This window comes from Streptomyces roseirectus (assembly GCF_014489635.1).
Taxonomy (GTDB): Bacteria; Actinomycetota; Actinomycetes; order Streptomycetales; family Streptomycetaceae; genus Streptomyces; species Streptomyces roseirectus.
The window spans coordinates 2,861,295-2,876,526 of the sequence record NZ_CP060828.1 but is presented as its reverse complement, the minus strand read 5'-3'; the positions used below and the strand labels follow the sequence as shown (position 1 = coordinate 2,876,526).

At 71.3% G+C, this 15,232-nt stretch carries 12 protein-coding genes and 2 riboswitches; of the genes, 8 read left to right on the top strand and 4 right to left on the bottom strand.

What is annotated here, in order from left to right; all coding sequences use genetic code 11:
* Positions 1 to 12: 12 nt before the first annotated feature.
* Genes IAG44_RS11745 through upp form a run of 3 tightly spaced genes read left to right on the top strand, consistent with a single transcriptional unit; the run spans position 13 to position 3,688 of the window.
* On the top strand, positions 13 to 966 hold the full coding sequence (locus tag IAG44_RS11745; protein WP_187747075.1) for a pseudouridine-5'-phosphate glycosidase: 954 nt from the start codon (positions 13 to 15) through the stop codon (positions 964 to 966).
* Positions 963 to 2,927 (top strand): HAD-IA family hydrolase, encoded by a 1,965-nt coding sequence (locus tag IAG44_RS11740; RefSeq protein WP_246561648.1) that lies wholly within the window; start codon positions 963 to 965, stop codon positions 2,925 to 2,927. The genes IAG44_RS11745 and IAG44_RS11740 overlap by 4 nt, the downstream gene beginning before the upstream one ends.
* Positions 2,928 to 2,986: 59 nt before the next feature.
* Complete coding sequence (gene upp, locus IAG44_RS11735; RefSeq protein ID WP_187747074.1) at positions 2,987 to 3,688, top strand: uracil phosphoribosyltransferase; 702 nt, start codon at positions 2,987 to 2,989, stop codon at positions 3,686 to 3,688.
* A gap of 69 nt (positions 3,689 to 3,757) precedes the next feature.
* Here the strand turns inward: upp and IAG44_RS11730 are convergent, their stop codons facing one another.
* The 4 genes from IAG44_RS11730 to gcvT all read right to left on the bottom strand — a co-directional run bounded on the left by IAG44_RS11730 (position 3,758) and on the right by gcvT (position 9,157).
* A complete protein-coding gene (locus tag IAG44_RS11730) occupies positions 3,758 to 5,125 on the bottom strand; it encodes an L-serine ammonia-lyase (RefSeq protein WP_187747073.1) in 1,368 nt (455 codons plus the stop codon).
* 1,201 nt (positions 5,126 to 6,326) lie between these two features.
* Positions 6,327 to 7,592 (bottom strand): serine hydroxymethyltransferase, encoded by a 1,266-nt coding sequence (gene glyA / locus IAG44_RS11725; protein ID WP_223006790.1) that lies wholly within the window; start codon positions 7,590 to 7,592, stop codon positions 6,327 to 6,329.
* Positions 7,593 to 7,604: 12 nt separating this feature from the next.
* Positions 7,605 to 7,982, bottom strand: a complete 378-nt coding sequence (gene gcvH, locus IAG44_RS11720) for a glycine cleavage system protein GcvH (RefSeq protein WP_187747072.1) — start codon at positions 7,980 to 7,982, stop codon at positions 7,605 to 7,607.
* A 56-nt stretch (positions 7,983 to 8,038) separates the two neighbouring features.
* Entirely contained in the window at positions 8,039 to 9,157 is a 1,119-nt protein-coding gene (gene gcvT / locus IAG44_RS11715) for a glycine cleavage system aminomethyltransferase GcvT (RefSeq protein ID WP_187747071.1), read from the bottom strand.
* A 61-nt stretch (positions 9,158 to 9,218) separates the two neighbouring features.
* Positions 9,219 to 9,326, bottom strand: a riboswitch (glycine riboswitch).
* A riboswitch (glycine riboswitch) is annotated at positions 9,327 to 9,426 on the bottom strand.
* Positions 9,427 to 9,612: 186 nt separating this feature from the next.
* Here gcvT and IAG44_RS11710 point away from each other — a divergent pair.
* The 5 genes from IAG44_RS11710 to IAG44_RS11690 all read left to right on the top strand — a co-directional run bounded on the left by IAG44_RS11710 (position 9,613) and on the right by IAG44_RS11690 (position 15,190).
* Positions 9,613 to 10,281, top strand: coding sequence for an AAA family ATPase (locus IAG44_RS11710; protein ID WP_187747070.1), 669 nt, complete (start codon positions 9,613 to 9,615; stop codon positions 10,279 to 10,281).
* 70 nt (positions 10,282 to 10,351) lie between these two features.
* The gene (locus tag IAG44_RS11705) at positions 10,352 to 11,143 is read left to right on the top strand and encodes an enhanced serine sensitivity protein SseB (protein WP_187747069.1); all 792 of its coding nucleotides are present in this window, start codon (positions 10,352 to 10,354) and stop codon (positions 11,141 to 11,143) included.
* Positions 11,144 to 11,265: 122 nt separating this feature from the next.
* Complete coding sequence (locus tag IAG44_RS11700) at positions 11,266 to 12,084, top strand: enhanced serine sensitivity protein SseB C-terminal domain-containing protein (protein ID WP_187747068.1); 819 nt, start codon at positions 11,266 to 11,268, stop codon at positions 12,082 to 12,084.
* Between the two features lie 330 nt (positions 12,085 to 12,414).
* A complete protein-coding gene (locus tag IAG44_RS11695; RefSeq protein ID WP_187747067.1) occupies positions 12,415 to 13,413 on the top strand; it encodes an ABC transporter permease in 999 nt (332 codons plus the stop codon).
* 28 nt (positions 13,414 to 13,441) lie between these two features.
* Positions 13,442 to 15,190, top strand: coding sequence for an ABC transporter substrate-binding protein (locus tag IAG44_RS11690; RefSeq protein WP_187747066.1), 1,749 nt, complete (start codon positions 13,442 to 13,444; stop codon positions 15,188 to 15,190).
* The last annotated feature ends 42 nt before the right edge of the window (positions 15,191 to 15,232 follow it).

The following is a 15,232-nucleotide window of genomic DNA, read 5'->3' as shown; positions in this document are numbered from 1 at the left end:
AAGGACCCTCCCATGACGATCCCCGCCCCCCGGCACTCCTCGGTGCCCCTGGTCTTCACCGACGAGGTGGCGACCGCGCTCGCCGCCGGCGACCCCGTGGTCGCCCTGGAGTCGAACGTCATCACCCACGGCCTGCCCTACCCCGACAACGCCGCCACCGCCCGCAAGGTGGAGGACGCCGTACGGGCCGGCGGCGCCGTGCCCGCCACGATCGGCATCGACGCCGGCCGCATCCTGATCGGGATGACCGACGGCGACATCGAGCGCTTCGCCAGTACCCCCGGCATCCCGAAGGTCAGCAGCCGGGACCTCGCGGCCGTCCTCGCCTCGGGCAAGGCCGGCGCCACCACCGTCGCCTCCTCGCTGGTCGCCGCGGAACTCGCCGGCATCCCCTTCTTCTCCTCCGCCGGCATCGGCGGCGTCCACCGGGGCGCCGAGACCACCATGGACGTCTCCTCCGACCTGATCCAGTTCACCCGCTCCAAGGTCGCGGTGGTCTGCGCCGGCGCGAAGAAGATCCTCGACCTCGGCCTGACCCTGGAGTTCCTGGAGACCCACTGCGTCCCCGTGATCGCCTACGAGTCGGACGACTTCCCCGCCTTCTACTGCCGCTCCAGCGGACTGCGCGCGCCCCAGCGCCTCGACGACCCGGCCCTCATCGCCCGCGCCGTCGACACCCACTGGGCGCTGGGCAACCCCGGCGGCGTCCTCATCACCAGCCCGACCCGGCCGGAGGACGCCATCGACGACCAGGACGTCGAGGCGGCCATCGCCGACGCCCTGCGCGGCGCGGAGGCGGACGGGGTGCGCGGCGGCGCCGTCACCAAGTACGTCATGCGGGCGGTGGACCGGGCCACCGAAGGCCGCTCCGCCCGCGCCAACATGGCCGTCCTCATCCACACCGCCGAGATCGGCGGCCGGCTCGCGGCGGCCCACGCCCGGCTGCGGCGGGAGGACGGCCGATGAGCGCCGCCCCGGCCGAACGGACCCTGACGACAACCGACTTGACGACGGTGGAGAACCCGACGATGACCACGATGACCCCCGCGCCCACGGCGGCACCGGCCGACCGGCAGCGCACCGCGCCCGTCCGCGTCGCGATGTTCGACCTCGACGGCACCCTCGTCGACTCGCCCCGGGCGATCGTGGACGCGTTCACCGCCGCCTTCGAGGCGATGGGCCTCACGCCCCCCGACCCCGCGGACGTCCGCGCCACCATCGGCCTCCCGCTCCAGCAGGCGTTCGCGAACCTGCTGGGCGTGGAGCGGGAGGACCCCTCGGTCACCGAGGGCGTGGCCCGCTACCAGGAGGCGTTCCGCACCGTCGTCCTGCCCCGCGCCCGCTCCCTGGTCTTCCCCGGCGTCCCCGAGGGCCTTGCCGAACTGCGCCGCCAGGGCATCACGGTGACCGTGGCCACCAGCAAGTTCCACACGAGCGCCGACGCCCTGCTCACCGCCGCGGGGCTGCGCGACCACATCACCACGCTGGTCGGCGCCGACGACGTCACGCACCCCAAGCCGCACCCCGAGTCGGGCCTGCTCATCCTCGGCCGGCACGACGCCCTGCCGGAGCACGCCGTCATGGTCGGCGACACCACCCACGACCTGAAGATGGCCGCGGCGGCCGGCATGGCCTCCGTGGCGGTCACCTACGGCGTGCACGAGCGGGCGCAGCTGGAGACGGCGGCGCCGACCCACATCGCCGACACCTTCCCGCAGGCCGTGACGCAGATCCTCGGTGTCCTGCCGGCGGACGACCGCACCGTCACCGATCTCCTCGACGACACCACCTACCACATCGAGTTCAACGGCCACCTCACCAACCACGTCAAACACGCGGTCGTCGCCCTCGACGGCCTCGGTGTGGACCCCCGGCGGATCGTGGCCTTCCACGACAACTACATCGCCCTGACGCCGTACGGCTGCCGGGTGGAGCCGGCGCGGGCCCCGCAGCTCGTCGTCGACGAGGGCAACTGGCTCGAACTCCTCGGCAAGCGCCGCGACTTCGCCGCCTACAGCGCCTTCTTCGACCGGCGGGAGAAGGAACTGGGGATGCCGGCCCTGCTGCGGACCTACGTCCCGCGCCTGCTCGCCGGATGGGCCGGGGCACTCCAGCATGCGACCATCCACCTGGGCTGGGGCCTGGACGCGGGCAACCGCCGGATGACCCTCGAGGGCCTTGCCTACCTGGCCTTCGCCTACGTCGACTGCCACCCCGAGCGGGCCCGGCCCTCGACGGCGCCGAACACCGACAGCCCCCTCGACTCGCTCCTGCGCATCGCGCGCCACTGGCAGGAGCGGCCCGGCACCGGCGCCGCGATCGAGAGCCTGTACGACGGCACGACCGACGGCATCCACCCGGAACTGCTGCGCTCCGGACTCCAGTACCGCATCGCCCGCATGCTCGGCGAGGGCCACCCGCGGATGTACGAGACGCCGTCCTGGGTCGACGCGCAGGACCCCGAGGCCAGCTGGGACCAGCTCGGCTACGCCGTCACCGTCCTCTACCTGACCGAACCCGGCGACTTCATCCTGCTCCACCTGCTCACCGCCCTGCACGCCATGCGGCACATCGCGGACGCCCTGCCCGCCGAGGAACGCGGGCGAGCCGTCGCGTGCTACTGGACCGGCGCCCTCGGCGTGCTGTTCTCCCGGGCCCACTTCGTGACGCCCGCCAAGCTGGCGGCGATCGACGACCTCTTCTCGACCGCCCTGGACGACGTGGACGACCCGCGCTGGGCCCGCGAGTGGGACTGGCACATCGCCCGCGCCGTCGAGGAGGACGAGGAGCACAACGCCAAGCTCGTCTACGTGATGCGCGAACTGTGGCTCCGTTCGGGCGGCAGGTCCGTGTACCGCGTCGCCGCGGGTCAGTTCACCGCCACGCCGGAACTTCCCCCCACCTTCGACGAGCCCCCGGCCGACTGACGCCCCACGCCCACTTCCACGACCCGCCCTCACGACTCGCCCTCATCGAGGAGCCTTCGATGACCACCCTGACCACCCAGCCCGGGACCGCGGTCGCGCACCGTCTCGACGAAGCGGTCCACCTCCTCCCGCAGACCGACCAGTTGCGCGCCCTGCACACCATCGTCCGGGACCGCGACGCCCGCCGCGAGGACTTCGTCTTCTACACCGGCCGGATCATCCGCATGCTGACCGAGGCGGCCCTGAACCTCCTGCCGTTCGAACCGCACGACGTCACCACCCCCGTCGGCCGCACCTACCGGGGCCTGCGCTTCGCCGACAAACTGGTCGGCGTGCCGATCGTGCGCGCCGGGGAGAGCATGGAGGCCGAACTGCGCGCCGTCGTCCCCGGCATCAGGATCGGCAAGATCCTCATCCAGCGCGACAGGACGACCAAGCTGCCGAGCCTCTACTACACGGCCTTCCCCGAGGACATCGCCACCCGCCAGGTCCTCCTCCTCGACCCCATGCTCGCCACCGGCGGCACCGCACTGGCCGCCATCGGCACCCTGCTCGAACTGGGCGTGCCGGAACAGAACATCGTCTTCGTCACCTTCATCACCTGCCCCGAAGGCATCACCGCCGTCCGCGAACGCCACCCCGGCGTACGCATCGTGACCTCCGCCATCGAGGAACGGCTCAACGAGAACGCCTACATGCTGCCGGGCATCGGCGACTTCGGAGACCGCTACTTCGGCACGGACCTCCCCCGGACACCGTGACCAACCCGCCCACGACGGTGTGACGAAGCTCCGGCCGGTGCCGAACCGGAGCTTCGCCGCGCCGCCGGCTCAGCACTCGATGATGTTGACCGCCAGCCCGCCGCGCGCCGTCTCCTTGTACTTGACGCTCATGTCGGCCCCCGTCTCCTTCATGGTCTTGATGACCTTGTCGAGGGACACCTTGTGGGAGCCGTCGCCGCGCATGGCCATGCGGGCGGCGGTGACGGCCTTGACGGCGGCCATGCCGTTGCGTTCGATGCAGGGGATCTGGACGAGCCCGCCGACGGGGTCGCAGGTGAGGCCGAGGTTGTGTTCCATGCCGATCTCGGCGGCGTTCTCGACCTGCTCAGGGGAGCCGCCTAGGACTTCGGCGAGGGCGCCGGCGGCCATGGAACAGGCGGAGCCGACCTCGCCCTGGCAGCCGACCTCGGCGCCGGAGATGGACGCGTTCTCCTTGAACAGCATCCCGATGGCGCCGGCGGCGAGCAGGAAGCGGACGACGCCGTCCTCGTCGGCGCCGGGCACGAAGTTGATGTAGTAGTGCAGGACGGCCGGGATGATGCCGGCGGCGCCGTTCGTGGGGGCCGTCACCACGCGCCCGCCCGCCGCGTTCTCCTCGTTCACCGCCATCGCGTACAGCGTGATCCACTCCATCGAGCGGGCCAACGGATCGCCCTCCGCCCGGAGTTGACGGGCCGTCACGGCAGCACGTCGGCGAACTCGCAGGCCCCCGGGGAGGATTCCCTCACGGGACATGCCCCGCGACACGCACGCCCGCATGACGTGCCAGATGTCCAGGAGCCCGGCGCGGATCTCGTCCTCCGTGCGCCAGGCGCGCTCGTTCTCCAGCATCAGCGCGGAGATCGACAGCCCCGTCTCCTTGGTGAGGCGCAGGAGTTCGTCACCGGTGCGGAAGGGGTACTTGAGGGCCGTGTCGTCCAGCTTGATGCGGTCCGCGCCGACCGCCTCCTCGTCGACGACGAAACCGCCGCCCACCGAGTAGTACGTCCGGCACAGCACCTCGGCGCCCCCGGCGTCGTACGCCCAGATCGTCATGCCGTTCGCGTGGTACGGAAGCGCCTTGCGCCGGTGCAGGATCAGGTCGTCGTCGAACGAGAACGCGATCTCCCGCTCGCCCAGCAGCCGCAGCGAACCGGACGACTTGATCGCCTCGACCCGGTCGTCCGCGCCCTCGACGTCCACCGTCCGCGGCGAGTTGCCCTCCAGGCCCAGCAGGACGGCCTTCGGCGTCCCGTGCCCGTGACCGGTCGCCCCCAGCGACCCGTACAGCTCCGTCCGCACCGCCGTCACCGAGTCCAGCAGTCCCTCGCTCCGCAGCCGCCGCGCGAACATCCGCGCCGCCCGCATCGGGCCCACCGTGTGGGAACTCGAAGGTCCGATGCCGACCGAGAAGAGGTCGAACACAGAGATGGCCACGGGAACTCCAACCAGAAAGGGCGAGGCACGCGCCATCGAGCGCCCCACCGGGAAACAACCTGCTCAACCCGGCACGCGAGCGGCACCGGGTACGGACATGAAGCGATCCGAGCAACTGGCCGGCGAACCAGCCCCCGGACCAGGACGGAAGATACGAAACCACCCCGCACCCAGCATAAAAGCCCCACAGCCCCCACCCCTCACCCGGCCCCGAGAAGCCGGCTCCCCACGCCGCCCAGGCACGACCGGCCGACGCCGACGCCGGACCGAACTGGACGAAGCCCCGCCCCAGCCCAAGAGCCCGCGCGGACAGACCCCCACCCCCGGCCCGGAACCGACCCGGAACGCCCCACCGCCCCGAGCGCAAGCCCCGGCCGGCCGGACCGCCACCCAGCCCACAGACCGGACCACGGAACCGCGCCCCCGAGCAAGAGGACCGCTTGCCGGGGCCGGCACCGGTGCCGGGGAACGGCCGACGGCGCCGAGCCCCGGGCCGGAGGACAAGATCCGCTCCGGGCCGGGCCGGCAAGGCGACAACCGGGTCCGGGCCGTCCGGCCGGGTGCCGCCGGCCCGGCTCGCGGAACAGCCACCCTGTAACCGAACCCGTCGCCCAGCCCCGAGCCGCCGCCCCGGAACCAAGCCGACGCCCTGCCGCCCGGGGCACAGCGCCGAAGCGCCTGCCCGGCCCGGCCGGGAACCGGGCCGGCCCCGTAGCCTGGCGGAACGCGGAGCCGTGTGCCCAGTGAGGTCGGGAGCCGGGCCGCAGTTCCGCCCGCCCGGGGCGCAGCGCCGAAGCGTCTGCTCGGCCCTGCTGGGAACCGAGCCGAACCCGTCGCCCAGCCCCGAGCCGCCGCCCCGGAACCAAGCCGACGCCCTGCCGCCCGGCGCAGCGCCGAAGCGCCTGCCCGGCCCGGCCGGGAACCGGGCCGACCCCGTAGCCTGGCGGAACGCGGAGCCGCGTGCCCAGTGAGGTCGGGAGCCGGGCCGCAGTTCCGCCCGCCCGGGGCGCAGCGCCGAAGCGCCTGCCCGGCCCGGCCGGGAACCGAACCGACGGCCCCGCAGCCCGGCTCACCGCCGAACCGTAACCCCGCCCGCCCGGCTCCGCCGCCGAACGCGGTCCGGCGCAACGCCGGACCGTGGGGCCGCGCCAAGCCCAGCCCCACCCCGCCCGGCAGACCCCGAACGCCCCGGTGAGCCGTTCTACTTGTTCAGGCCGGGGTACAGCGGATGCCGGTCGGCCAGGGCCTTGACGCGGATGCGCAGGGACTCCGCGTCGTAGGACGGCTTCAGGGCCTCAGCGATGACGTCGGCGACCTCGGCGAAGTCCGACGCGTCGAAGCCGCGCGTGGCGAGCGCGGGAGTGCCGATGCGGAGGCCGGAGGTGACCATCGGGGGACGCGGGTCGTCGGGGACGGCGTTGCGGTTGACGGTGATGCCGACCTCGTGGAGCCGGTCCTCGGCCTGCTGCCCGTCGAGCGCGGACTCGCGGAGGTCGACGAGGATGAGGTGGACGTCCGTCCCGCCGGAGAGGACGTTGACGCCCGCCTCACGGGCGTCCGGAGCGGTCAGGCGCTCGGCGAGGATGCGGGCGCCCTCCAGCGTCCGGCGCTGCCGCTCGCGGAACTCCTCGGACGCGGCCACCTTGAAGGACACGGCCTTCGCGGCGATGACGTGCTCCAGCGGACCCCCCTGGAACCCGGGGAAGACGGAGGAGTTGAGCTTCTTCGCGAACGCCTGCTTCGCGAGGATGATCCCGCCCCGGGGCCCGCCGAGCGTCTTGTGCGTCGTGGACGTGACGACGTCCGCGTACGGCACGGGGTTCGCGTGCAGCCCCGCCGCGACGAGCCCGGCGAAGTGCGCCATGTCGACCCACAGGTACGCCCCGACCTCGTCGGCGATCCGCCGGAACGCCGCGAAGTCCAGCTCACGCGGGTACGCGGACCACCCGGCGATGATCACCTTCGGCCGGTGCTCGATGGCCAGCCGCTCCAGCTCGGCCATGTCCACCAGACCGGTCTCGGGGGACACGTGGTAGGCGACGACATTGAACTGTTTGCCGGAGAAGTTCAGCCGCATCCCGTGCGTGAGGTGCCCCCCGTGCGCGAGGTCGAGCCCCAGGATCGTGTCCCCGGGCTGCGCCAGCGCGAACAGCGCGGCCTGGTTCGCGGACGCCCCCGAGTGCGGCTGGACGTTCGCGTACTCCGCGCCGAACAGCTCCTTGACCCGGTCGATGGCGATCTGCTCGGCGACGTCGACGTGCTCACACCCGCCGTAGTACCGGCGCCCCGGATACCCCTCGGCGTACTTGTTCGTGAGAACGGACCCCTGCGCCTCCATGACCGCGAGCGGAGCGAAGTTCTCCGACGCGATCATCTCCAGCGTCGACTGCTGCCGGTTCAGCTCCGCGTCGACGGCGGCGGCGACCTCGGGGTCCAGCTCGTGCAGGGACGTGTTCAGGACAGACATGGGGACGACTCCTCAGCCGGCGGTGTAAGCGGTGTACTCATCGGCGGACAGCAGCTCGCCCGGCTCACCGGCGACCCGCACCTTGAACAGCCAACCGCCCTCGAACGGCTCGGAGTTGACCAGCGACGGGTCCTCGACGACGTCCGGGTTGACGGCGGTGATCTCACCGGAGACCGGCGCGTACAGCTCGCTCACCGACTTCGTCGACTCCAGCTCGCCGCAGGACTCGCCCGCGGTCACGGCGTCACCGACCGCCGGAAGCTGGACGAAGACGACGTCGCCGAGGGCGTTCGCCGCGTGCTCGGTGATCCCGACCGTCGAGACGCCGTCCTCGGCGGCCGAGATCCACTCGTGTTCCTTGCTGTAGCGCAGGTTCTGGGGGTTGCTCATGGCCTGAATTCTCCTGTACGCGGGGGAGTGCTGATGAATAGAGAGCTACGGAAGGGTCACTTCTGGCGCTGGTAGAACGGCAGAGCCACGACCTCGTACGGCTCGTGGCTGCCCCGGATGTCCACCCCGACCCCGGCCGTCCCCGGCGCGGAGTGCGCCGCGTCGACGTACGCCATCGCGATCGGCTTGCCCAGCGTGGGGGAGGGCGCCCCGGACGTCACCTCGCCGATCACCGCGCCGTCCGCGACGACCGCGTACCCGGCGCGCGGCACCCGCCGCCCCTCGGCGACCAGCCCGACCAGCACCCGCGGCGGCTGCTGTGCGGCCAGCTCGGCGGCCTCGGCCAGCGCCGCGCGCCCCACGAAGTCGCCCTCCTTGGCGAACTTCACGACCCGCCCGAGCCCGGCGTCGAAGGGCGTCAGGTCCGTCGACAGCTCGTGCCCGTACAGCGGCATGCCCGCCTCCAGACGCAGCGTGTCCCGGCAGGAGAGCCCGCAGGGCACGAGGCCCGCGTCCGCGCCCTCGGCGGACAGCGCCTCCCACAGCGCCACGGCGTCCGACGGCGCCACGAACAGCTCGAACCCGTCCTCGCCCGTGTACCCGGTGCGCGCGATCAGCGCCCGCACCCCGGCGACGGTCCCCGGCAGCCCGGCGTAGTACTTGAGCCCCTTGAGGTCGGCGTCCGTCAGCGCGCCGACGATCCCGGCCGCCTCCGGCCCCTGGACGGCGATCAGCGCGTACGCGTCCCGGTCGTCGCGCACGAGGGCGTCGAACCCGGCGGCCCGCTCGGTCAGCGCGTCCAGCACGACCTGCGCGTTCGAGGCGTTGGCGACGACCATGAACTCGGTCTCGGCGAGCCGGTAGACGATCAGGTCGTCCAGGATGCCGCCGTCGGCCCGGCAGATCATCGTGTAGCGGGCCCGGCCCACGCCGACGGCCGCGAGGTCGCCGACCAGCGCGTGATTCAGCAGCGCGGCGGCCTGCGGGCCGGTGACGGTGATCTCACCCATGTGCGAGAGGTCGAACAGGCCGGCCTTCGTGCGGACCGCGGTGTGCTCGTCCCGCTCGGAGCCGTAGCGCAGCGGCATGTCCCAGCCGGCGAAGTCGGTCATCGTCGCGCCGAGTGAGCGGTGCAGGGCGTCGAGCGCCGTACGGCGCGGGGAACTGCTGGTCATCGGACGGTCGTCTCCCAGGAGTGACGGGCGAGGAAAGGGCTCCCCGTACGGAACGGGAAGATCCTCCCCATCTGTCATCGGAACCTGAGAGGTTCGCCATGACCCGGACGGGGAACACGGCTTGCACCTTGGGTGGGGCCACCGCAGGCGGCCCGCTTTTCAGATGTGCCTCGCCCGCGCGGTAACGGTGCCTGAGAGATTCAAGGGAGGGACTTGCTCCTTCGGCGCCCCAGCGAAACGGCTGCTGAGGACTCTCCCGCGCGGATTCAAACGGCCGGTATGCAGTTGGCGCGGCCATCATCGCACGTGAACCCCACCCCGCGGCAGGCCGCATCTGTAACCGGCCTGTACCCGTACGCGCATGAAATCGGGAGACAGATTCCATTACCTTCTCTTTACTGTCTATGGGGAGACCCGTACCTGAAAGGTGTGGCCCCAAGGGGAGGACGATCACGGTGAACAGGACCACGGCGTACGCGACGACCTCGGCGCTCACCCTGCCCGCACAGCCCGGCGCCCCGGCCAGGGAGTCGTGCGCCGACCGCCCCGCACCGGTCGTCCGCGACCTGCGCGACCGCGCGGGCCACAGCCCCCACGCCCTCCTCTTCGGCCCCCGCGACCTCGTCGTCGTCACGGGCCTGCCCGGCAGCGGCAAGTCCACGCTGATGCGCCGCGCCGTCCACGGCACCCGCGTCGACTCCCAGGACACCCGCGACCGCTGGGACGAGCGGACGCCGGCGTACCTCCCGTACGCCGTCTACCGCCCCCTCGTCCGCGTCGCCCACTACGCGGGCCTGTGGCGGGCGCTGCGCTCCGGCGAGGGCGTCGTCGTCCACGACTGCGGCACCCAGTCCTGGGTCCGCTCCTGGCTCGCCCGCGCGGCCCGCCGCCGGGGCGGCACGCTCCACCTGCTGCTGCTGGACGTCACCCCGGACACGGCGCTCCAGGGCCAGCGCGAGCGGGGGAGGGGTGTGTCGAAGTACGCGTTCCTGCGCCACCGGCACGCGGCGTCCCGCCTGATCCGCTCGGTGGAGAAGGGCAACCTGCCGGACGGCTGCGGGGCGGCGGTGCTCATGGACCGCCAGGCGGTGGACGTGCTGCGCAGGATCGCGTTCACCGGCTGACCACCGGGCCGGCCCGCGCCCCCTTAAACTCTCCTCTCCAACAGCGGTTCCCAGCAGGCGGTAGACAGAGATGGACTTCCCGGCGGACCTCCCGACCGACTTCCCGGCCCCCGCACACCCCTATCCCCACGGCGGCTGGCCGGGCAACGAACTGGAGGAGGTGCTGTCCGCCTCCCTGGGCGTCCCCTCGGCGGGCGGCCGAATAATCGAGGTCCTGGCCCGCAGCTTCGTCTGGATCCCCCTCCCCAACGGCGGCGGCCCCCGCACCGGCCCGCTGGACCTCCCCACGATCGACATCGCCGGCCAGGTCCACGTCCCCGTGTTCACCTCGGAGGAACAGTTCCGCCAGGTCGCCGGCGCCCACATGTCGTACACGATCGCCCCGGCGGTCGAGTTCGCGCGGGGCCTCCCGCCCCAGGTCGGCATCGCCCTCAACCCCGACGGCGTCGTCGGCGTCCCCCTCCCGCCCCCGGCCGTCGCCGACCTCTGCCGGGCCGGCCGCACCCCCCTCGACGGCACCGCCTCCGGCGCCCGCGTCCGCCTCTTCGAACCGGACTGGCAGGACGACCCCGTGGACTTCCTCGCCGAGGCGTCCAAGGAGTTCGAGGCGACGGGCGTCGTCCTCACCGCCCGCCGCTGCCTCGCGGCGATCGAGACCTCGGCCCCGGTGCTGTTCGTGGGCGTCGAACTCAGCCAGTGGGAGGGCGACGTGAGGGAACGCCCGCTGGACGCCCTGGGCCGGGCGCTCGGCCGCGTCCCGATCCCCTGGCAGGTGAACCTGATCCTCCTGGACGTGGCGGAGGACCCGGTGGGGGTGTGGATGAAGGCGAATGTGCGGCCCTTCCACACCCACGGCAGGTGACCGGCACCCCGCACCCGCCGAACACCCAACCGGCGAACCCCCCGTAGGCGCTTAAGCTTGACCACGACGCAGGGCAACGGCACACACGGGGCAACTCACGAAGGGGCGGTAGAGACGTGGGCGTGAGCGTGAGCGGCACCGCTGCGACCGGCGAGGTCGAGCACATGCTGCGGCAGGTCACGCCTGGCCGCTACGACGCCTACGAGGCACTTCTGCGCGCCCTCTCCACCCCCGCCACCGGCCAGGTCTGGATGCTGCTGTGGCACGGCCAGGCCGGCTCCCCGGACGCCCAGTACGGCTCGATGGAGGTCGACGGCCACGCCTACGCGCCCGCCGTCACCTCCGCCCAGGAGCTCTCCGCGAGCGGCTGGAACCGCTCGTACGAGGTGGTCGACGGCCTCGACGCGGCCCGCACGCTGTACCCGGACCGGCACGGCCTGTGGCTGAACCCGCACGCGCCGGGCGGCGGCGTCGGCGTCCCGTGGGCGGACCTGCGCCGGATCGCGACGGGCCTGGACCGCCAGCCCCCCGGCCCGCTCCGGCTCTCGGACCCGGCGGTGGAGATCCCGCACTTCTACGCCCTGCTCGGCCAGAACGCCCACCGCACCCCGGCGATCCGCTCGCTGCGCCGCGCGTGGGTCCAGCCGGCCCTCGGCCAGCCGTACCTGTCGATCGGCCTGGACGTCTACGACGCGTCCCCGCAGTCCGTGGACGCGGTGCGGGCGATGATGCAGCAGTCCATCGGCGCCGTCCCGGACGGCCTGTCCGTGTCGACGGTCGCGATGACCGACGAGTACGACCCGGTCGTGATGTGGATGCGGGCCAACGCCCGCCCGTTCTACGACCGCGAGGCGCACGCCCCGGCGCAGCAGCAGCCCCCGGTGCGGCAGCAGTCCCCGGCGGCCGGCTACGGCTATCCGGCGACGCCGGGCGCGTACTGAGGCCGGCTGAGATCACGGCCTACGACCACCGCCTACTCACCAGTACCTCCTGACGCTCCGTCATCTCAGGAAACGTGGTCGTTACACCGCCCCCTGTTCATCTCCGCGCGTAGCGCTGAACCCTATCGCGGCGACCTGCACCTTTTGGTCAACTTGCCCTCGTCCGGCGGCCGTTACCTGCTGTTCGGATAACGGAATCCCGCAGTCGGCATCACGGTTGTGCATACTTTCGCCGCCAGACCTGGCGCGTGATCGCGAGCGCGTTGAAGACTCGCCTCCCATAAGACGCGAGTAAGGCCGGTCACCACCGGCGGGAAGGGTCAGTGCACTGTGACCGCACCGATCGAGACCACCGGGTCGGAGGCCGGAGCACAGCCGGAGGCCGTGCTCGCCGGAGCCAAACAGAGTCAGATCGAGGGGCGTTCACTCACCCAGATCGCCTGGACCCGGTTCAAACGCGACAAGCTGGCCGTGGCCGGCGGCATCGTCGTGGTGCTGCTCGTCCTCATGGCGGTGCTCGCCAAGCCCATCGAGGCGATCTTCGGCCTCGACCCCAACGAGTTCAACCAGGACCTCATCGACCCGGCGATGCAGGCCCCGATCGGCGGCTGGGGCGGCATGAGCTGGGACCACCCGCTCGGCGTCGACCCGCAGTACGGCCGCGACATGCTCGCCCGCATCATCGACGGCTCCTGGGTCTCCCTGCTCGTCGCGGGCGGCGCGACCCTCCTGTCCGTGGTCATCGGCACCGTCCTCGGCGTCGTCGCCGGCTACTACGGCGGCTGGGTCGACTCGATCATCAGCCGGCTGATGGACACCTTCCTCGCCTTCCCGCTGCTGCTCTTCGCCATCGCCATCTCCGCCTCCGTGCAGGACGGCTTCTTCGGCCTGAACGGGCTCCCGCTGCGGATCTGCGTGCTGATCTTCGTGATCGGCTTCTTCAGCTGGCCGTACATCGGCCGCATCGTGCGCGCCCAGACGATGACCCTGCGCAAGCGGGAGTTCGTCGAGGCCGCGCACAGCATGGGCGCACGCGGCCCGTACGTCCTGTTCCGGGAACTCCTCCCGAACCTCGTCGCGCCGATCCTCGTCTACTCGACGCTGATCATCCCGACGAACATCCTCTTCGAGGCCAGCCTGAGCTTCCTCGGGGTCGGCATCGCTCCGCCGCAGGCTTCCTGGGGCGGGATGCTCAGCAACGCAGTGGATCTCTACACCGCGGATCCGCAGTACATGTTCGTGCCCGGACTGGCGATCTTCATCACGGTCCTGGCGTTCAACCTGCTGGGTGACGGGCTGCGCGACGCACTCGACCCTCGCAGCAAGTGATCCACTACGACAGAGGGGGCTTTCCTCGGTGAAGACGAGAAAGGTGACCGCCGCGATCGCGTCGGTCCTGGCGATCACGCTGGGCGCTAGCGCCTGCGGCGGCGACAGCGACAGTGGCAGTGGCTCGGCCAAGGGCAAGAAGGACGAGGCGCTGACCTCCATCGTCAACGTCTCGAACAAGAAGGGGGGCACCCTCAGCTTCGAGCACTCCGACGTGGCGGACTCCCTCGACCCCGGCAACACGTACTACGGCTGGGTGCAGAACTTCTCCCGCCTGTACGGCCGTACGCTCACCACGTTCAAGCCGGCCGCCGGCAAGGACGGCCTGACCGTCGTCCCCGACCTGGCCGAGTCGCTGGGCGTGCCGAGCGACGGCGCCAAGACGTGGACGTACAAGCTGCGCACGGGCGTCAAGTTCCAGGACGGGACCCCGGTCACGTCCAAGGACGTCAAGTACGCCGTCGAGCGCTCCAACTTCGCGCCCGAGGTGCTGTCCAACGGCCCGACGTACTTCAAGTCGTACCTGGTCGGCGGCGACAAGTACCAGGGCCCGTACAAGGACAAGAACCCCAACGGGCTCGCGTCCATCGAGACCCCGGACGCGCAGACGATCGTCTTCAAGCTGAAGCAGCCGTTCGCGGACTTCGACTACCTGGCGACCTTCTCGCAGACGGCCCCCGTGCCGGCCGCGAAGGACGACGGCGCCAAGTACGTCCAGCACATGGTCTCCTCGGGCCCCTACCAGTTCCAGTCCTACGAGGAGGGCCGCAGCGCCACCCTCGTGCGCAACCCGCAGTGGGACGCCAAGACGGACCCGATCCGCAAGGCCCTGCCGGACAAGATCACGATCAAGTTCAAGGTGAACGCGGTCACGATCGACAACGACCTGCTCTCCGACAAGGTCACCGTCGACGCGGCCGGCACCGGCGTCCAGGCCGCGACCCAGCCGAAGGTCCTCAAGGGCAAGTACGCCAACCAGACGGACAGCTCGTACGCCGGCGCCACGCAGTACATCGCGCTGAACCAGAACGTCGAGCCGTTCAACAACATCAACTGCCGCAAGGCCGTGCAGTACGCCGTCGACAAGCAGTCCATCCTCGACGCGGCCGGCGGGTCCCCGAAGGGTGACATCGCCACCACGCTGCTGCCGCCGTCGGTCAACGGCTACACCAAGTTCGACACCTACGCCACGCCCGGCAGCAAGGGCGACGCGGCCAAGGTCAAGGAGTTCCTGACCGCCTGCGGCAAGCCGAACGGCTTCAGCACGATCCTGACGGCCCGCTCCGACCGGCCCGCCGAGATCGCGCAGGCCACCGCCGTCCAGGCGTCGCTGAAGAAGTACGGCATCAACGTCGAGATCCGGCAGTTCCCGGCCGGCAAGTACTTCTCGAACTTCGCGGGCGTCCCGTCCTACGTCCACCAGCAGAAGCTGGGCATGCTCTCCATGGCGTGGGGCGCCGACTGGCCGACCGGCTTCGGCTTCCTCGACCAGATCGTCAACGGCTCCGCCATCAAGCCCTCGGGCGGCAACAACCTGATGGAGCTGAACGACCCGAAGATCAACGCGGCCCTGTCCGCCGCGATCGCCAACACCGACACCGCCGCCCGCACCAAGGCGTGGGGCGACATCGACAAGATGGTCATGGACACCGCCACGGTCGTCCCGACCCTCTACCGCAAGAACCTGCTCTTCCGTCCGGCGTCCGCGACGAACGTCACGGTCACCGAGGCGTACCTGGGTATGTACGACTACCTGCTGATGAGCTCGTCCAAGTAGCAGAGCAGGCTGGAATCTTCTCGAAAGGCAGGTGAAGGCTCC